Origin of the sequence: Sulfurihydrogenibium sp. (assembly GCF_027448985.1) — a bacterium.
In the GTDB taxonomy this organism is placed as follows: domain Bacteria; phylum Aquificota; class Aquificia; order Aquificales; family Hydrogenothermaceae; genus Sulfurihydrogenibium.
In genome coordinates this window covers 1-17,706 of the sequence record NZ_DAIDMN010000020.1, presented here as the reverse complement: position 1 = coordinate 17,706, position 17,706 = coordinate 1, and the positions used below count along the sequence as shown (strand labels likewise).

Annotated in this window: 25 protein-coding genes; 6 read left to right on the top strand and 19 right to left on the bottom strand. The window is 34.1% G+C overall.

What is annotated here, in order from left to right:
* The 9 genes from NE054_RS03055 to NE054_RS03015 all read right to left on the bottom strand — a co-directional run.
* Nucleotides 1-609, bottom strand: a 609-nt coding sequence (locus NE054_RS03055; RefSeq protein ID WP_297888337.1) for a hypothetical protein, incomplete at its 3' end; no start/stop codon positions are given.
* Entirely contained in the window at nucleotides 602-1,168 is a 567-nt protein-coding gene (ilvN, locus tag NE054_RS03050) for an acetolactate synthase small subunit (protein WP_297888334.1), read from the bottom strand. The genes NE054_RS03055 and ilvN, both read right to left, overlap by 8 nt.
* A gap of 5 nt (nucleotides 1,169-1,173) precedes the next feature.
* Nucleotides 1,174-2,919: a biosynthetic-type acetolactate synthase large subunit gene (gene ilvB / locus NE054_RS03045; protein ID WP_297888332.1), complete on the bottom strand. Its 1,746-nt coding sequence runs from the start codon at nucleotides 2,917-2,919 to the stop codon at nucleotides 1,174-1,176.
* A 96-nt stretch (nucleotides 2,920-3,015) separates the two neighbouring features.
* A complete protein-coding gene (gene radA / locus NE054_RS03040) occupies nucleotides 3,016-4,362 on the bottom strand; it encodes a DNA repair protein RadA (RefSeq protein ID WP_297888329.1) in 1,347 nt (448 codons plus the stop codon).
* Entirely contained in the window at nucleotides 4,349-4,798 is a 450-nt protein-coding gene (gene rnhA / locus NE054_RS03035) for a ribonuclease HI (protein WP_297888326.1), read from the bottom strand. The genes radA and rnhA overlap by 14 nt, the downstream gene beginning before the upstream one ends.
* Nucleotides 4,798-5,601, bottom strand: coding sequence for an energy transducer TonB (locus NE054_RS03030; protein ID WP_297888324.1), 804 nt, complete (start codon nucleotides 5,599-5,601; stop codon nucleotides 4,798-4,800). Before NE054_RS03030 ends, rnhA begins: the two co-directional genes overlap by 1 nt.
* 3 nt (nucleotides 5,602-5,604) lie before the next feature.
* Nucleotides 5,605-6,009, bottom strand: coding sequence for a biopolymer transporter ExbD (locus NE054_RS03025; RefSeq protein WP_297888322.1), 405 nt, complete (start codon nucleotides 6,007-6,009; stop codon nucleotides 5,605-5,607).
* Nucleotides 6,006-6,302 carry a hypothetical protein gene (locus NE054_RS03020; RefSeq protein WP_297888320.1) on the bottom strand — a complete coding sequence of 99 codons (297 nt, stop codon included), beginning with the start codon at nucleotides 6,300-6,302 and terminating at the stop codon, nucleotides 6,006-6,008. Before NE054_RS03020 ends, NE054_RS03025 begins: the two co-directional genes overlap by 4 nt.
* A gap of 33 nt (nucleotides 6,303-6,335) precedes the next feature.
* Nucleotides 6,336-6,782, bottom strand: coding sequence for a MotA/TolQ/ExbB proton channel family protein (locus NE054_RS03015; RefSeq protein ID WP_297888318.1), 447 nt, complete (start codon nucleotides 6,780-6,782; stop codon nucleotides 6,336-6,338).
* 89 nt (nucleotides 6,783-6,871) lie between these two features.
* Here NE054_RS03015 and hisA point away from each other — a divergent pair, with 89 nt between their 5' ends.
* Nucleotides 6,872-7,591 carry a 1-(5-phosphoribosyl)-5-[(5-phosphoribosylamino)methylideneamino]imidazole-4-carboxamide isomerase gene (gene hisA, locus NE054_RS03010; RefSeq protein WP_297888316.1) on the top strand — a complete coding sequence of 240 codons (720 nt, stop codon included), beginning with the start codon at nucleotides 6,872-6,874 and terminating at the stop codon, nucleotides 7,589-7,591.
* 10 nt (nucleotides 7,592-7,601) lie between these two features.
* Nucleotides 7,602-7,976: a RidA family protein gene (locus NE054_RS03005; protein WP_297888313.1), complete on the top strand. Its 375-nt coding sequence runs from the start codon at nucleotides 7,602-7,604 to the stop codon at nucleotides 7,974-7,976.
* Nucleotides 7,977-8,005: 29 nt separating this feature from the next.
* Here the strand turns inward: NE054_RS03005 and NE054_RS03000 are convergent, their stop codons facing one another.
* Both NE054_RS03000 and NE054_RS02995 read right to left on the bottom strand, forming a co-directional pair.
* Nucleotides 8,006-9,037: a deoxyguanosinetriphosphate triphosphohydrolase gene (locus NE054_RS03000; protein ID WP_297888310.1), complete on the bottom strand. Its 1,032-nt coding sequence runs from the start codon at nucleotides 9,035-9,037 to the stop codon at nucleotides 8,006-8,008.
* A complete protein-coding gene (locus NE054_RS02995) occupies nucleotides 9,034-10,047 on the bottom strand; it encodes an aspartate-semialdehyde dehydrogenase (protein WP_297888307.1) in 1,014 nt (337 codons plus the stop codon). The genes NE054_RS03000 and NE054_RS02995 overlap by 4 nt, the downstream gene beginning before the upstream one ends.
* A gap of 66 nt (nucleotides 10,048-10,113) precedes the next feature.
* On the opposite strand from NE054_RS02995, the gene NE054_RS02990 reads away from it, so the two are divergent.
* From NE054_RS02990 to NE054_RS02975, 4 genes are read left to right on the top strand one after another with little or no spacing between them, the layout of a single operon-like run.
* A complete protein-coding gene (locus NE054_RS02990) occupies nucleotides 10,114-10,311 on the top strand; it encodes a hypothetical protein (protein WP_297888304.1) in 198 nt (65 codons plus the stop codon).
* A gap of 13 nt (nucleotides 10,312-10,324) precedes the next feature.
* Nucleotides 10,325-11,041, top strand: coding sequence for a tol-pal system protein YbgF (gene ybgF, locus NE054_RS02985; RefSeq protein ID WP_297888302.1), 717 nt, complete (start codon nucleotides 10,325-10,327; stop codon nucleotides 11,039-11,041).
* Nucleotides 11,038-11,742: an isoprenyl transferase gene (locus tag NE054_RS02980; RefSeq protein ID WP_297888300.1), complete on the top strand. Its 705-nt coding sequence runs from the start codon at nucleotides 11,038-11,040 to the stop codon at nucleotides 11,740-11,742. Before ybgF ends, NE054_RS02980 begins: the two co-directional genes overlap by 4 nt.
* Complete coding sequence (locus tag NE054_RS02975; protein ID WP_297888297.1) at nucleotides 11,735-12,517, top strand: phosphatidate cytidylyltransferase; 783 nt, start codon at nucleotides 11,735-11,737, stop codon at nucleotides 12,515-12,517. The genes NE054_RS02980 and NE054_RS02975 overlap by 8 nt, the downstream gene beginning before the upstream one ends.
* 33 nt (nucleotides 12,518-12,550) lie before the next feature.
* On the opposite strand, the gene NE054_RS02970 is transcribed toward NE054_RS02975, so the two are convergent.
* From NE054_RS02970 to NE054_RS02935, 8 genes are read right to left on the bottom strand one after another with little or no spacing between them, the layout of a single operon-like run.
* Nucleotides 12,551-12,922: a DUF29 domain-containing protein gene (locus NE054_RS02970; protein WP_345780596.1), complete on the bottom strand. Its 372-nt coding sequence runs from the start codon at nucleotides 12,920-12,922 to the stop codon at nucleotides 12,551-12,553.
* 13 nt (nucleotides 12,923-12,935) lie between these two features.
* Nucleotides 12,936-13,316 (bottom strand): hypothetical protein, encoded by a 381-nt coding sequence (locus NE054_RS02965; protein ID WP_297888294.1) that lies wholly within the window; start codon nucleotides 13,314-13,316, stop codon nucleotides 12,936-12,938.
* A gap of 15 nt (nucleotides 13,317-13,331) precedes the next feature.
* Nucleotides 13,332-14,411 carry a cyclic dehypoxanthinyl futalosine synthase gene (gene mqnC, locus NE054_RS02960; protein WP_297888267.1) on the bottom strand — a complete coding sequence of 360 codons (1,080 nt, stop codon included), beginning with the start codon at nucleotides 14,409-14,411 and terminating at the stop codon, nucleotides 13,332-13,334.
* Nucleotides 14,404-15,432, bottom strand: coding sequence for a hydroxyacid dehydrogenase (locus NE054_RS02955; protein ID WP_297888262.1), 1,029 nt, complete (start codon nucleotides 15,430-15,432; stop codon nucleotides 14,404-14,406). Before NE054_RS02955 ends, mqnC begins: the two co-directional genes overlap by 8 nt.
* A gap of 31 nt (nucleotides 15,433-15,463) precedes the next feature.
* The gene (gene epmA, locus NE054_RS02950) at nucleotides 15,464-16,399 is read right to left on the bottom strand and encodes an elongation factor P--(R)-beta-lysine ligase (RefSeq protein ID WP_297888259.1); all 936 of its coding nucleotides are present in this window, start codon (nucleotides 16,397-16,399) and stop codon (nucleotides 15,464-15,466) included.
* A gap of 32 nt (nucleotides 16,400-16,431) precedes the next feature.
* The gene (gene rpmA, locus NE054_RS02945) at nucleotides 16,432-16,689 is read right to left on the bottom strand and encodes a 50S ribosomal protein L27 (protein ID WP_297888257.1); all 258 of its coding nucleotides are present in this window, start codon (nucleotides 16,687-16,689) and stop codon (nucleotides 16,432-16,434) included.
* A gap of 12 nt (nucleotides 16,690-16,701) precedes the next feature.
* Complete coding sequence (gene rplU / locus NE054_RS02940; RefSeq protein ID WP_297888255.1) at nucleotides 16,702-16,992, bottom strand: 50S ribosomal protein L21; 291 nt, start codon at nucleotides 16,990-16,992, stop codon at nucleotides 16,702-16,704.
* A 56-nt stretch (nucleotides 16,993-17,048) separates the two neighbouring features.
* Complete coding sequence (locus tag NE054_RS02935) at nucleotides 17,049-17,540, bottom strand: hypothetical protein (RefSeq protein ID WP_297888253.1); 492 nt, start codon at nucleotides 17,538-17,540, stop codon at nucleotides 17,049-17,051.
* Nucleotides 17,541-17,706 lie beyond the last annotated feature (166 nt).

Sequence of the window (17,706 nt, the reverse complement as noted above, 5' to 3'; positions counted from 1 at the left end):
CAGTGCTAAGGTTCCTGTCCTTGCCATTTCTCTTATACCAAATGGTTTTGTAAATTTAAATACGTTGGTACTTGATGAAGAAACAGCCGGAAAAGTTTTTAAATTTACAAAACCATTTCCTATAACTTCTGCGTTACCTTCTTTCGTTACAGAAACGTACCTTGTAAGGTTATCTCCCTTTTGGGAAACGAGTTTTATTTTATCATATTGAAGGTTTGTGTTGATTTTTATCTTTATACTTACTTTACTTTCGGGAATATCTTTTAGTTTGAAAAATTCATTGTTTTTCAAAGTTTTAAGTCTGTTATAGATATCTTCAGCATAGTTGACAGTAATACAGGAAGATGAGTAAGGGTTGTTTGCTTTGTATGTTTTTATACATAGGTTGTAAGACTTTCCTTCCCAACTTAAGGATGGATATACAACGTATAATGGCTCTTTTCCTTTTTCAAGGGATGTTGCTCCATCTATATTTTGGACTAAAAATTTTGTTAAGTATTCACTGTAGGATTCAGGAAGGTTTTCTACCGTAGCTTTTGCTATGGCAACCTCTTGGGCAAAAGCTGAAAAACTTAAAATAAGTAGTCCAGAAAATACCTTTTTAATCAAATCTCTCTCCTAATGACATTTTACTTGCAGCAGATTCTCTTACCATTGCTAAGGTTCCTGTCCTTGCCATTTCTCTTATACCAAATGGTTTTATAAGACTTATGAATGCTTCTATCTTGTCCTCATCTCCGGTTATCTCTACCGTGTAAGTATCTGTTGAAACATCTACCACTTTTGCTCTAAAAATACTAACAAGTCTCATTATTTCATCTCTTGTTCTGTCGTTTTCTGTGTGGATTTTTATCAGTGCAAGTTCTCTCTCTATGTGAGGTATTTCCGTTATGTCCCTTACCCTCAGTGTTTCTATCAATTTTCTTAGCTGTTTTATTATCTGCTCTATTACTCTTTCGTCACCATCTACTACTATTGTTATTCTGGCTATATTTGGTTCATGGGTTCTTCCAACTGTAAGACTTTCTATGTTGTATCCTCTACCAGCAAACAGTCCTGTTATTCTCGCCAGTACACCGAAGTTATGCTGAACCTTAACGGTGATTATATGCCTTCCTATCTTTTTCTCTGGTTGTGGTCTTTCTTTTAATACTTTAATCTCACTCATCAATATTACCCCACTAAGTACATAGTTTCTGCTTCACCTTTTTGTTTAGGTGTAAGTATCATCTCCCTATAGCTTTTTCCGGCTGGAACCATAGGTAAAACGTTTTCTTCTCTATCTACAACGAAATCCATTAAAACTGGTCTATCGTTTATTTCCATGGCTTTTGCTAAAACTTCCCTAACTTCTGATGGTTTTGTTGCTCTTAATCCTACAGCTCCAAAACTCTCAGCCAGTTTAACAAAATCCGGCTGTACCGATAAACAAACACTTGCGTACCTACTATCGTAGAAAAACTGCTGCCACTGTCTTACCATTCCTAAAAATCCGTTATTTATTATAGCAATTTTTACTGGAACTCTGTACTGGACAGCAGTTGCCAAATCTTGAACGTTCATTATAAATGAGCCATCTCCTTCTATTGCAAAAACGGTTTTATCAGGTCTTCCTATTTTTGCTCCTACTGCAGCTGGAAAACCAAATCCCATAGTTCCAAGTCCACCGGAATTTAAAAACTGTCTTGGATAACTGTATTTGTAAAACATTGCAGCCCACATTTGATGTTGACCTACTCCGGCAGATATGATTGCATCTCCGTTTGTTATGTTGTAAATCTCCTCTATTACGTACTGAGGCTTTATTATTTTATCTGATTTTCTGTAATTCAGTGGATGTTTTTCCTTCCATTCTTGGATTTGTTTTAGCCAGCTTTCTCTAGCAGCTATCCATTCTATAGGATTTTTTTCAAGTTCTTTTATAAGTTTTTGTAATACATTTTTGACATCCCCTACTATCGGGACATCAACCGTTATAGTTTTGCTAATAGAAGCAGGGTCAATATCTATATGTATTATTTTTGCTTCTGGAGCAAACTCTGATATTTTACCAGTTACTCTATCGTCAAATCTTGCTCCAACCGCGATAAGAAGGTCACTGTGATAAACAGCCATGTTTGCATAGTAGGTACCATGCATTCCAAGCATGTGTAAAGCTAATGGGTCCGTTTCCGGAAACGCTCCTTTTCCCATGTTTGTTGTAGTTACAGGTATTTGGGTAAGATGAGCTAACTTGTATATCTCTTCTGCTGCATCAGATAGTATCGCTCCTCCACCAACGTATAAAACTGGCCTTGTTGCTTTTCTAATAAGTTCTGCTGCTTTTTTTATTTGGATTGGGTTTCCTTCTATATGAGGGTTGTATCCTGGAAGGGATTCTTTTACTTCTTCATCTGTTGGTATTTTATATTCCGCTACTTGTTGAGTTATATCTTTAGGTATATCTACCAAAACAGGTCCTGGTCTTCCGGTTCTTGCAATGTAAAACGCCTGTCTTAAAATAAGGGGTAAATCTTTTATATCTGTAACTAAAAAATTGTGTTTTGTGATAGGTCTTGTTATTCCTATAACATCCGCTTCTTGGAATGCGTCCGTTCCTATATAGTGTCTTGGAACTTGACCTGTGATTGCCACAAGTGGAATTGAGTCCATGTACGCTGTTGCAAGTCCTGTAACAAGGTTTGTAGCTCCTGGTCCAGATGTTGCTATTACAACTCCAACTTTTCCAGTAGCCCTTGCGTACCCATCTGCCATATGACAAGCTGCTTGTTCGTGTCTTGTTAGGACGTTTCTAAATGGGGCATCAAAAAGAGCATCGTAAACTTCCATTATAGCACCACCTGGAAGCCCAAATATTGTGTCTACTCCTTCATGTATCAAAACATCTACAACTATATCTGCTCCTCTTTTCTTTTTCATCTTCAAAACTCCTAAAATTGAAAATAATTTAGAAAAATATTATAAATCTAAATCTTTTTTTGGTATGATTTTTATTGTATTCGTATATTTTAACATTTATTTTATAATGTCCAAAATTTGGTTTATCTTTTGTATGTTTAATACCGTTAGACTATCGTCTTTGTATTTGGTTGATGCTAATATTTTTGTTATACCTTTGCTTTTACACTCTTTTATTCTTATATCTTCAAAGTGAACGGACCTTACTTCTCCTGTTAATCCTAACTCTCCAAAAATTGCCATATCATCTGGAACTGGTATGTTTTTATACGCTGAGAATATTGCTGTTGCTACTGCCAAATCTACAGCCGGCTCGTCTATCTTTATGCCACCTACCACATTTACAAATATATCTTTATCTTTGAGGTTGATTTTAAGTTGGTTTTCCATTATTGCTGTAATTATGGAGATTTTATTTAGGTCTATCCCTTGACTTCTTCTTTGTGGAACCGGATAAAATGTTTTTGAAACCAACGCTTGAACTTCTACAAGTATAGGCTTCGAACCTTCCGTATAAGGAAAAATAACACTTCCGGATTGGTTTGCTGGTTTTTCCGATATGAAAAACCCAGATGGGTCTAACACTTCTTCCATGCCTTTATCTGTCATGTTAAAAACTGCTATCTCTCCAGATGAACCAAAACGGTTTTTTATAACTTTAAGTATTCTATAAGCATAACCTCTTTCTCCTTCAAACTGGGCTACTGTATCTACTAAATGCTCTAAAACTTTTGGTCCAGCTATGGTTCCCTCCTTTGTTACTTGACCTACAATCAAGGATATTATCCCTTTACTTTTTGAAATTTCAGTTATCTTACTGCTTACATATTTTACCTGTGAAACGGAACCTGCTGGAGATTCAAGATTTTCAGAGTAAACTGTTTGAACGGAATCTAAAACAATCAAACCTGGCTTGAGATTTTCTATCCCAGAAATTATATTTTCTAAATTTGTATCGGATAGAACGTAAAGATTGTCATTTAACGCACTTAACCTTTGGGCTCTTAGATAAACTTGATGAGAGGATTCTTCTGCTGAAATATAAAGGGTTTTATTTCTTTTTGCAAAATTTGATGCTACTTGAAGTAAAAGTGTAGACTTTCCTATCCCTGGCTCTCCGGATACAAGGACAACTTGACCGGATACAAATCCACCACCTAAAGCTTTATCAAGGCTATCAAATCCAGATTTTATCCTTTCTAAGCTTATATCACTTTTTAAGTTTGTAATTGGTTTTGGTAGAATCTCTCTTAAAGTGAAACTTTTTATAGCTTTTTTTTCTTCTACAATCTCTTCAACGACAGAGTTATAAGAACCACAAACAGAACATCTACCTACCCATGTAGGAAAAGTGGCTCCACATTCATTACATACATAAGTTGTCTTTAATTTAGATTTTTTCATTTTTTACTTTCAAAGCCTCTTGTTTTGCTATTTTATCACAGTACTCATTTTCAGGATGTCCTGCATGTCCTTTAATCCAAAATGGATTAACTTTATGGATTTTTATCAAACCATGCAAAGTTTCCCATAGGTCTTTATTTTCGACAGGTTTTCCGGAAGAAGTTTTCCAGTTGTTCTTTATCCATTTTTCAAGCCAAAATTTTAAACCGTTGACCACATAACTTGAATCTGTGTATAAATCGACTTCATACCTATCTTTTTTAAGGGATTGTAGAGCTTTTATTACTGCCATAAGTTCCATTCTGTTATTAGTTGTACTTTTTTCATTTCCTTTAACAACTAATTTTTTCTCTCCATCCGTTATTATTGCTGCAAATCCACCTGGTCCTGGATTTCTAATACAAGAACCATCTGCATAAATCTTTACTTTTTTCATCACATATATATTATTTGGAAAACTATTGGAATTTCAACGGTAATTCTCTTTGGTGGTTTTTTGTAAGGTTGAAGTTTTTTTAATATCTCTATGGCTCCTTTATCTAATACGTTATAACCGCTGGGGTCCACTATTTTTATGGAGTTTTCGTCTATGGTTCCATCTTCGTTTATGGTTACTCTAACTATAACTTGCCCTTCTATTTTCAACCTTTTTGCTATAGGTGGATAAAGGTCTTTTTCTCTTGCTTGTTGATTAAGGTATCTTATAAGTTCTTTCAAGTATCCATCTATATCTTCTTCTTTCTTTTCCGGTTGTTTAAATGAATCCGGACGACCTTTTGATATATCTATGGGTTGTGGTTGAGGTGGTTGAGATGGTTTTGTATTGGTGTTTGGTTGTGATTGTGGTTCTGTCGTTTGTGGTTTGGTTGTTTCTTTTTGTGGTGATGGTGTTTCTTCAGGTTTTGGAGTTGTTTTTTCAGTTGGTTGTGGTGGTGAAACAGATTTTTCTTCTAAATTTGGTTTTGGAAATGTTTTTGGTACAACCGTCTCTTCTTTTTTTACTTGAGGTTTTGTAGGCTCTAATTTGGGTTTAGGTGTTATTTTTTTTACTGTTTTTTCTTGATTTATAGATGGTTTTTCTTTTTCTTTAGGAAGATTTTCCAATGTTAAGGTTATAACCTTCTCTTTTTTTTCTTCGGGTTTTTTGTTTATAAAATACAAAGCGGAAAATATAAGTCCGTGAATTATTAAAGATACTAAAACAGATAAAACTAATAGTTTTTTTTCTTTTTGCTCCATTAATTACTCTTTTTTTGTCTCTATAACATACTTTTCTAATCCCACTTGTCTACAAACATCAATTACACTAACAACATCTTGAAAAGGAACATCTTTTTCCGCTCTTAATGCAACAACCGGATTCTCTGTATTTTGTTTTTCTTTTTCAAGAAGTGTTTTTAAAGTATCTAAATCTGTTTTCTTTTCCTGATAGTATACACCATCTTTTTTAATCGTTATTTCTATCCTTTTTTGAAGTTGTTTTGATGGTTCTCCGGTTTTTGCCTTAGGAAGGTCTAAGGGTATCTTCCCTTCTACCATGAATGTAGCTGTAGCCATAAATATAATGAGTATAACAAGAACAATATCCACAAGAGGAATCATATTTATTTCTGATATTTCTCTATTATTTTCGTCTGTTATCTTCATTTTACACTTTCCTCTAATTTTTTTATCACTTCTTCCAAAGTTTTTGCCTTAGCAACAAACCTGAATATCTCCCTTAGTTTTTCCAAGTCTTGGATTTTTTCTAATTGGCTTTTAATATTTTCCGGATTTGTTTCAAACTTCAACTCTATCAACTCTAATATATCTTCTCGAACACCCTTTTTTAGACCTTCTTCTAATCCCTGCTGTAATCCTTGCTGTAATCCTTGCTGTAATCCCTCTTCTAATCCTTTCTTCAATCCTTCCATCTTCCATTTTTCTGTAAGTAACATCATTTTTTTATAACCTCTGGATTTGAGTATCCATTATCACTTACCTTTTTTGTCTTCGTATATCATAATTAAAAATCTCATTTTTCTTACAAAGTAGTTGTATCCTATCACAGCCGGAATAGCCACGAAAAGACCCATCGCAGTTGCTACTAACGCTTCGGATATTCCGGTCATAACCACTCTCACACCAAATTCGGAAGAAGTTCCAAGATGGTGGAAAGCTTTTATAACACCTAAAACTGTCCCAAAAAGTCCTATGAAAGGTGCATTGTTTCCAAATGTTGCAAGTATTCCAAGCCTTTTTTCAAGTTGCATTCTAAGTTCCAATGGCTCATATTTATCAAGGTTTTTTTCAATGAATTTGTAAGCCATAAATCTTTCTACTATTATGGCTATCGTGATTATACTCATCACCAAAAGAATGTAAAGGACTGGGTCTCCACCTACAAGTGATAACTTTAAAATAATTTCAGTTAAACTCATTTTTACCTCTCATAGTAAGCTTTTAAAAAATTATACCATTACCTATGCTAAAATTTTGTAAATGAAATGTTAAAAACAAGGAGATAAAAGTGTCCTTAAAAGAGTTTATTATTCCGGCTATAGATATTAAAGATGGAAAAGCCGTTAGACTATATAAGGGAGAGTTTGATAAAGTTAAAGTCTACAACGATAATCCGGAAGATGTGGCGAAATACTTTCAAGACTGTGGAGTTAAACAGATACATGTTGTAGATTTAGATGGAGCTTTGGAAGGAAAACCAAAAAATTATAAAGTGGTTGAAAAAATAGTTAAATCCATTACTATCCCTGTTGAATTTGGGGGAGGAATCCGAAGTTTTGACTCTGCAAAAGCTATGTTTGAAATAGGAGTTGATAAAATTGTAGTTGGCAGTCTTGCCTATGAAAAAGAAGATGAATTTTTAAAGATAGTAAATACATATAAAAATAAAGTCATCGTAGGAATAGATGCAAAAGACGGAAAAGTAGCTATAAAAGGTTGGATTGAAAAAACTCAGTACACACCTTTAGAGTTTGCAAAAAAATACGATGATTTAGATATATTTGGATTTTTGTATACGGATGTAAACAGGGACGGAGCGATGGTAGGTCCAAATGTAGAAGGAACAAAGTACCTTGCAGAGAACCTAAAACACTTTGTTATAGCATCCGGAGGTGTAGGTTCACTACAAGATGTAGAAAAACTCTATCAACTGAGAGATTACGGTGTATATGGGGTAGTCGTAGGTAAAGCGATTTACGAAGGAAAGATAAAGTTAGAAGATTTGTAAGGAGGTTAAAATGCAGGAGATATACACAGAGAAAGCCCCAAAACCTATAGGACCCTACTCACAAGCTATAAAGTATGAGAATTTTATATTTATATCCGGTCAGATAGCGATTGACCCTGTTTCAAATGAATTTGTAAATGGTGATGTTGCAACCCAAACAAAGGTTATTATGGAAAATATCAAAGCGATTTTGGAAGAATCCGGATTAAATATGAACCATGTTATAAAGACAACTATTTATCTCAAAAATTTAGAAGATTTTCCTATTGTAAATCAAGTTTATGGAGAGTATTTTAAAGAGCATAAACCGGCAAGAGCAACTGTAGAAGTAAGCCGTCTTCCTAAGGATGCTCTTGTTGAAATTGAGGTAATAGCAGGACTATAATTTGGAAAACATCTTTTATTAATTAAGTATTAAATTACATGCCAACTTTTTGGAATGTAGATTTTTTCATAGGTTTTTATGGCGTACCTATCTGTCATTCCTGCTATGTAATCAACTGCTGCCTGTTTCGGTTCGTAGTTCCCCCACAGATTTAAATACTTTTCGTAGAAAGGAATCTCATGGTAATTTTTTTCGTAGTACTCAAAAAGAGCTTTTAAAATGCCTTTTGCTTTTTCTAACTCTTTTACTACAGGAGGTGAAAAGTAAACTTTTTCGTAAAGAAAGTCTCTTAACTTGTACATTGCTTGGTATACTTTTTCTTCCATAAGAATGTGTTTATATCCGTTTTCTATGGTGGTGTTTATTGTGCTTAAGACAAGAGTTGATATTCTTTCTGATTTTGTTTTTCCCAAAGTTTTTACTACATCATCCGGAATTTCGGACTCCTGTAATAATCCGGCTCTTATCGCATCTTCTAAATCATGGTTTATGTATGCTATTTTATCTGATATTCTTACTATCTCTCCTTCTAACGTTTTTGGCATATTACCTTCTGTGACTAAAGGAGATTTACCTTTACTGTGTTTTAGTATTCCGTCCCTTGTCTCCTGTGTTAGGTTAAGTCCTTTTCCTTCGTTTTCTAACTTTTCTACCACTCTCAGGCTATGTTTTGCGTGATGATAGCTACCACTTTCTTTTAGTATAAACTCTCCTGCATGACCAAAAGGAGTGTGTCCTAAGTCGTGACCGTAAGATATTGCTTCTACAAGGTCTTCGTTTAATTTCAATGCTCTTGCTATTGTTCTTGATATTTGGGATACTTCTAAGGTGTGAGTTAGTCTTGTTCTGTAATGGTCCCCCTCAGGCGAGAGAAAAACCTGAGTTTTGTGTTTTAATCTTCTAAAAGATTTGCTGTGGAGTATTCTGTCTTTATCTCTTTGAAACTTTGTCCGGATAGGACATTCTTCTTCTTGTAAATCTCTTTTGGCTTGTAAGCTTTTGGCAGCAGCCGGATGTAGATACTTTAACTCAAACTCTTCTAAGTTTTCTCTTATGTTCATATTAACTCATATTTAATCAATAACTCTGCTATCTGAACGGCGTTCGTTGCAGCTCCTTTTCTGAGATTGTCTCCAACTATCCACATAGAAAGTCCGTTTTCAAATCCGGCATCTTTTCTTATTCTTCCAACAAACACGTCGTCTTTTCCTGCTACCTCTATAGGAACTGGGTACACGTTGTTAATAGGGTCATCTTCCACTATCACGCCGGGAGCTTTCATCAGTATTTCTTTAGCTTCATCCGCTGTTATAGGAAGCTCTGTTTCTATTGTGACAGCTTCACTGTGTCCTACATAAACTGGCACTCTAACACAAGTTGGAGAAACTTTTATATCCGGCTCGTGCATAATTTTTCTTGTTTCATTAATCATTTTCATCTCTTCTTTTGTATATCCATTTGGTTCAAAGTTATCTATTCTTGGGATTACGTTAAACGCGATGTGATGAGGTAGAGCCTGTGGATAGTAGTATCTTCCTTCTAAAACTGCTTTTGTTTCGTTTTCTAAGTCTTGTATCGCTGTTGCTCCGGCTCCCGAAACAGCTTGGTAAGTGGCTACTATAATCCTTTTTATCTTTTTAAGTTTATGAATAGGATAAAGAGCAACAACCATCTGAATTGTAGAACAGTTAGGGTTAGCTATTATTCCTTTGTGCCATTTTACATCTTCCGGATTTACTTCCGGAACTACCAATGGCACATCTGGGTCCATTCTAAAAGCTGAGCTGTTATCTATAACAACAGCTCCCATACTTGCCGCTATAGGAGCCCATTTTTTACTTCTTTCTCCACCTGCTGAGAAAAGGGCTATGTCAACATCTTTAAAAGATTCTTCAGATACCGCTTCAACTTTATACTTAGCTCCCATATACTCAACTTCTTTTCCTGCGGACCTTTCTGAAGCCAAAAATTTTATCTCATTTATAGGAAAATTTCTCTCTTCCAACACTTTAATCATTGTTTGACCAACTGCACCTGTTGCTCCAAGGATTGCTACGTTGTAAGACTTCATGATACCTCCAAAAAAGTTTTATTATAAAATATTTTACATTAAAAATATTTTTCAAATACGGAGAAGATGAAAAAGTTAATAAAAAATCCAGTTTTTATAATAGTGTTCTTGACTTCTTTGATGGGACTTCCTTTTCTGGCTTTTTTGATGGATAAACATCTTTTAAAATTAAGTGAACCAGCTTTGTTTCTTGCAGAGCTTAGTATAGTAACTATGGGTATAACGTCAGCAACGATTATACTACTTTTTTTCTTTAAAAAATGATAGGGGGTAAAAGATGAAAAAATTTTCTTTGTTTTTACTATCTGCTGTAGTTCTATCTTCTTGTGCTTCTGAAGATAAGATTGTATCTCTTCAAAGGGAGATTTTAAGTATTAGGCAAGAGTTAAACGAAGTAAAAGACCAAACAAGGTCAAACACGGAAGCAATAACAAATCTAACATCCAGAGTTGATAGACTGTCTCAAAATGTATCTCAAAATACAGTAGAGATAGAGAAGCTCAAATCAACAAAAACAGGTGAAGTTAAACAGCAAACGCCACCACCACCTCCTCCACCACCTCAGGAGTTAAAAAGGGAAGGTAAAGAAGAGGTGTCTGTTCCTCAAAACGATAAACAACTTTACCAATATGCTTTGGACCTTTATTTCAAAGGTAATATAGAAGAATCAAGAAAAGCTTTTGTTGAGTTTTTGAAAAAGTATCCGGATTCAGACCTTTATGGAAATGCGATATTTTGGGCAGGTCAGACATTCTATGCTGAGAAAAAATACAAAGATGCTATAGACATATGGAATATACTTTTACAAAAGTGTGATGAAGGAAAGATAAAAAGATGTATAAAGTATCCGGATGCTATGCTAAAAATAGGGTACTCATACATTGAGCTTGGAGATGTTGAAAAAGGTAAAAAATACCTTCAAGATTTAATCCAAAAGTATCCGGATACTGAGCCTGCATCATTGGCAAAGAAAAAACTTGAGGCATTAAAGTGATAGAGAATCTTTATAAAATACCTAATCATGTTGCAATCATTATGGACGGAAACGGAAGATGGGCAAAGAGAAGAGGTTTAGAAAGGGTTTACGGTCATAGAGAGGGAGTTAAAGCAGTAGAAAGAGCCATTAAATTTGCAAGGAATGTAGGAATAAAATACTTAACACTTTTTGCATTTTCTACGGAAAACTGGCAAAGACCACAGGAAGAGGTAAACGCCATAATGTCCCTTTTGGTAGAGTACATAAATGAAAAGATGCCTATGCTTCTTGAAAATGATATAAAGCTGATTTTTATGGGTAGAAAGGAAGGTCTTTGGGATAATGTTTTAAAAGCGATGGAAAAAGGAGAAAAAGAGACTGCCCATTGTAAGAGTATGACCGTAGTAATTACATTAAATTACAGTGGTAGGGCTGAGATAGTTGATACAGTTAACAGAATAATAAAATCCGGAGTAAAGCAGATAAATGAAGAAAGTTTTAGAAACTTTCTTTACAATCCGGATATCCCAGATCCTGATTTACTTATCAGAACAAGTGGAGAAAAAAGAATATCAAACTTTTTACTTTGGCAACTTGCATACACAGAACTCTACTTTACTCAAACCCTATGGCCCGATTTTGACGAAGAAGAGTTTTTAAAAGCTTTGTACGATTATCAAAGTAGAGAAAGAAGATTTGGAAAAGTTTTAGATGAGTAATTTACTACAGAGAATAATATCAGCTACTATTTTGGCAGTAATAGCTGTATCCGGAATAGTTTATCTTCCCGTTTACATAATAAAGATTTTTGTGGCTTTTATAAGTGTTTTAGCTGTTTATGAAGTGTTTAATCTTCTTGATAAAAAGATTGTAGGAATATTCAGGAAAGAAGTACTGTTTGTAGCATTTTTATCTTCTTTATCTGTTTTATTCATATCATTTTACTTAGCTGTTTTAATAATGACAGTCTATGGATTTTACATATCGGTGAAAAAGTACAGCCTTGACTATCTAACTTACACTATTTTTGGATTTTTCTATGGAGTTTTCTTTCCTTCTTCCTTAGGTATATTGGCGGAAATTGATAAGTATCTAATATTTGTTTTATTTGCCGTTGTATGGTCAGGAGACATCTGTGCTTACTTTGTTGGTAAAACCATAGGAAAACATAAACTTGCTCCTATTTTATCTCCAAAAAAAACTGTAGAAGGTGCCATAGGTAGTTTTGTTGGCTCTGTGGTAGCCGGATACATAGCAATCCTGTATTTTAAATTTGACCTTTCTTGGATTATACCTGTTTTAATTTCAGCAATTTTACTTCAGGTAGGAGACCTTTTTGAAAGTTTTTTAAAAAGACAAGTAAATGTCAAAGACTCTTCAAATCTAATTCCAGGACATGGTGGATTACTCGATAGAATAGACTCTCTCATTTTTGCTTCTGTCGTATTTGTTATATGTCACGCTTTACTTAAATCTCTTTCCATCGCCTCTTGATAAGTGTAAGGACATTTTTCCGGTATGTTAAAATCATCCGGATCTTGATTGTTTTCTACCAGCCAATTTCTTAATCTTGAAACTCGGATATCTCCTAAACATTCTGTTTATGTCATACCTTGCATTTTTTATACTTCTAATCCATTTATTTCCTGCCTTTTCTCCACCTGCTAAGTTTTTGAAGTTATCCCATTTGTACAGATATTCCAGTATAACAGCTAAGTAGCTAATACAGGCTTCAAGATGTCTTGCTCCCATATCTTCTATCTCCTCAAGTAGATTGTCCCAATCTACAAGTTCGTAGGCTTTGTCTTTCAGCAGTTGGAGGTTTATATCTACCCATAGAGGATAATCTTTATCGTATAACTGTTTTAACTCATCTTTTGATATGTTTATGGTCTTCATTTTAAACACTCCCTTACTTTATAACTCCAAAAATGAGTTTAGATAAAAATTCTAAAGAGTTTTGGTTTAAAACGATTATTAACGCTGCTAAAAAGTATATCAGCATTTTTAAAACTTTAATTTCTCCTTTAACTTCCTGCCGTAAACTTTCTATCTCTCCTTTTAATTCTTGTCTAACCGTTTCTATCTCTTGTCTAACTAAAAGTATATCTTCTTTTGTGGCAAGTTCTTTTTTAAGTTCATCTCTTAATTCTATTTTTCTTTTCTTTGTTTCTTCTTCAGCTATTTCTTTTAACTGTTTCTCTGTTTCTTCAAAAATCTTTACAACTTCTAAAGCTGTTTCTTTACCCAGTTTTTCAGAGAGTTTTTCGTACAGTTCAACAGGTATTCCCATAGCTAACAAAACCTCTTAATTAAACATTTTGACTATATTATAATATGTATCTCTTTGAGCCGGAATAAAGCCTGCCTCTTTAATCTGTTTTACCATTTTTTCAGGTTTTGGACTTGATACCTTAAATCCGGTTGATGCAACTACATTTTCCTCTATCATTGTACTTCCAAGGTCGTTTGCACCAAACCTTAACCCAACTTGACCTATTTTCATCGTTTGAGTTACGTGGGAAGACTGGATGTTATCAAAGTTGTCAAGGTATACTCTTGATAATGCAAGGACTTTGAGATACCAAACAGATGTAGCATGTGGAAGATGGTCTAATGCTGTGTTTCCTTTTTGGAAGGTCCACGGAATGAATGCTGTGAATCCTTTGGTTTGGTCTTGAAGTTGTCTGATGTTTTCAAGATGCTGTATTATGTGTTTTGGTTTTTCTACGTGTCCAAACATCATGGTGGCTGTTGATTTCATACCAAGCTCATGGGCTGTTTTATGGACTTCCAACCACTGGGATGTTGTGGTTTTGTTGGAAGATATTAACACTCTAACTTCATCTGAAAGTATTTCTGCTCCACCGCCAGGTAAAGACATTAATCCGGCTTCTTTGAGTTTTTGAAGGACTTCTTTTATACTCATTTTTTCAAGTTTTGCAATGTAGTTTATCTCAGTGGCAGAAAGGGAATGGATTTGGATTTGTGGAAATTTTTCCTTTATCCTTGAAAATAATTCTATATAAAAATCAAGTCTTAAATCCGGGTTTAGTCCTCCTTGCATTAAAAGGGTGGTTCCACCCCAATCTATAAGCTCTTGAATTTTTTGAAATATCTCATCTAACTCTAAAACGTAAGCATCTGCGTCAGATTTTCTCCTTTGAAAAGCACAAAACTTACATCCGGCTACACATACGTTTGTGTAGTTAATATTTCTGTCTACTACGAATGTTGCAATGTTATCCGGATGTTTTTTTTTCCGTATATAATCAGCTAATCTTCCAAGTGTTAAAAGGTCATAATTCTCAAGCATGTAAAGACCTTCTTCTACAGTTATTCTTTCTCCTTCCAAGACTTTATCTGTCAAAAGCTTTTCTTTAAGCATTGTTTACTACTCCTACCACATTTTTAGGATTTCCTTCTAAGAAGGATTTTAGATTATCTAAGGTGATATCCAATATTCTGTATAAAGCATCTTTTGTGTTGTAAGCGTTGTGAGGAGATACGATTACGTTTTCTGAGTTTAAAACGTAAAAAGATTCTAAAGCTTTTTTTAGTTTTATAGCTGGAATATCATCTCTCTTTAGGTACTCTTCTTCTATTAAGACCTCTTCTGCTTCAAATGTGTCAAGTCCTACTCCACCTGCAAGTCTTCCTTCTTTTAGGGCTTGAACTATTGCCTCCATCTCTACAACAGGTCCCCTTGATGTGTTTATTAGCATTGCATCTAACTTCATCAACTTTATATTGAATCTGTTTATCAAATGATGTGTAGATTTACTGTAAGGAACATGTAAAGTAACTATATCTGACATTCTCAAAAGGTCTTCAAGTCCTACATACTCAACACCGTACTTTTCTATCAGTTCTTGGTCCTTTGCTCTATCGTAAACAAGGATTTTCATTCCAAATCCGTAAGCTATTCTTATAACGTGTTTTCCTATTCTTCCGGCTCCTATCACTCCGATGGTTTTTCCCATCAGGTCTATCCCCGTTAGTCCATCCCTTGAAAATATTCCCTTAGATGTTCTTTCTATCATTGGTTTAAACTTTCTTGCAAGGGCAAGTATAAGTGCAAAAGTGTACTCTGCAACAGTGTTGTTACCATATCCGGGGACATTACATACAGTTATACCGTTTTTAGAAGTGTAATCTAAATCGATATGGTCGTATCCTGTTGAACGGGTTATTATCAGTTTCAAATTTGGCATCTGCTGAATAACTTCCTTTTTCATCTTTGAGTATATAAATACGATAGCTACATCAATATCTTTGTAAAGGTGAACGTTTGTATCATCAAGAGGTTCTTTTGTAAATTCAACCGCTACATTCAAACCCATATCTTTTATCTTTTTTTCCAAATAAAGTCTTTCCCAATCTTCCACTTCAAAAAAATGCACTTTCATATTTTCCCTCCTGCCGTTTTATAAGATTATACTATAAATATACTGACTCTAAATTCAAAAATACCATAATAAATCTGTCAACTCCTAAAGATGCTCCCGACGATTGAGGAAGGTTTTTAACCGTTTCTATAAATTCAGTATCCAATGGATAATTAAAACCTTCATTTTTCTTTTTTTCTAAATCTTTAAGTAATCTTTTTCCCAGCTCTGTAGGGTCGTTTAGTTCATCGTATCCGTTTACCAGTTCTATACCGTTTATGTATGCTTCAAACCTTTTTCCTTTACCATTTTCTATTTTTGCAAAGGCTGAAAGTTGTGGAGGATAGTCGTATATAAAGGTAGGTTTTTCAACTCCTAAATATGGCTCAACATAAAAAGCGTAGATATGAAAAAACAAATCTTCCCAATCGTCTGTTTCCTTAAAAAAAGGTTCTTTCTCTTTGAGAAATTTATTCATATTTTCTATATTATCCGGATATATTCCTGTATATCTGTAAAATGCTTCATCAACTGTTATACAATCCCAATTTGTTAGGTTGTACTTTATACCCTTATATTCAATGATAGGTTTTTTGTAAAGATTTATCGCTGTTTCAATAAAAATGTTTTGTGTATCTAAAATTAAATCTTGTAGATTGTATCCTACTCTGTACCATTCAAGCATTGTAAACTCTATTTTATGTTTATAAGAACCTTCGTAGTTTCTAAAAACTTTTGTTATTTGAAATATGTCGGATTTGATTTCGGAGAGAACTTTTTTCATCTTTGGCTCAGGAGATGTATGGAGAAATTTTCTTAATCTTTCTTTTTTTTCATTAAAAACAAAGAGTTCTACTGGGTAGATATTACTGTCTAAATTTGGGTAGTCTAAAAGTATATCGGTAAAAACTTCAATCGCTCCTGTTTTGTAGAAGTAATCTCTGATAGATTGATATATCTTTGATTTTTTTTCAAAGAGTTTTTTCATATTAAGATGCGGGCTTTAAAGCCCGCATAATTTTAACTTTCTACAGGATAAACACTTACTACTTTTTTACCTTTTGATGTTTCAAACTTTACCTTTCCGTCAATCAGTGCAAAAAGAGTGTAATCTTTACCCATTCCTACATTTTTACCTGGATATATTTTTGTACCCCTTTGTCTCACAAGGATGTTTCCTGCTCTAACAACCTGACCGTCGTATCTTTTTACTCCAAGACGTTTTGATATACTATCGCGACCGTTACGTGTTGAACCACCACTTGCCTTTGATGCCATATCTATTCCTCCTTACGCTATTTCTTCAATTTTTAGCAAAGTAAACGGTTGTCTGTGTCCGTTTAATCTTTTGTAGTTTTTCTTTGGTTTGTACTTAAATACTAAAACTTTTTTGTGTTTGCCGTGTTTTAAGACTTTTGCTTTTACTGTTCCTTGAGTTTTTAGATTTCCTTCATCGTCTCTTACACATATCGCTGGAAGTTCTACCACATCACCTTCGTTAGCACATAACTTTTCAACCTTTAACAAACTTCCGTTTTCTACTTTATACTGTTTTCCGCCTGTTTTTATAACAGCATACATAAGCTTCCTCCTTAAACCTTTAAAGATATAGATTAAATAGTATATCACAAACTCTATCAGGACATCAACATTTTTATAACAGACTCAAAATCGTACAAGTCAGAGTCTATTTTATCAATGTTTTTAAAATCTGTGGTTTGAAACAAAGATATGTACTCGTCTTTAAGTTTGGATACGATAAAGTCATAAACTGCTTTTTCTTCGGTAATCATAGGAAGGTCTATTTTTGAGTCTTTTATAATGTGGAAAAGCTGGACTTTCTGAGAATCAAAATCTATAAAAGAGTAGTAAGAGTAATCTCCCATTATAATCCCTTCAAAATTTTTCCACAACTTATAAAACTCCCTGTAAATCATTGGAGAGAGTTTATCTAGATTTTTAAAGTAGATAATATCAAATCCGGATAGGTTTTCTACAAGTAGTGAATCCGGATTTTGAATATCTTCTGCAGGAATTATTATAAATGTTTTTGAAGACAGTCCAATCTCTACATCGTTTATAAGGTAATTTAAAATGTATCCAGAAAATGCTGTATCTTGAGTTCTCACTATTAGTCTATTTTTCTTACCACTGCCTACCTTTTTAAACTCTTCAACAACATTAACAAAACTTCCCGTTTCCGGAAAAATTTTTTTACAACCCTAATTTCCAATTCGAAAAAAAGATGAAATAAAAAACCTCCAGTGGTATCATAAAGTAAAACTACCACTGGAG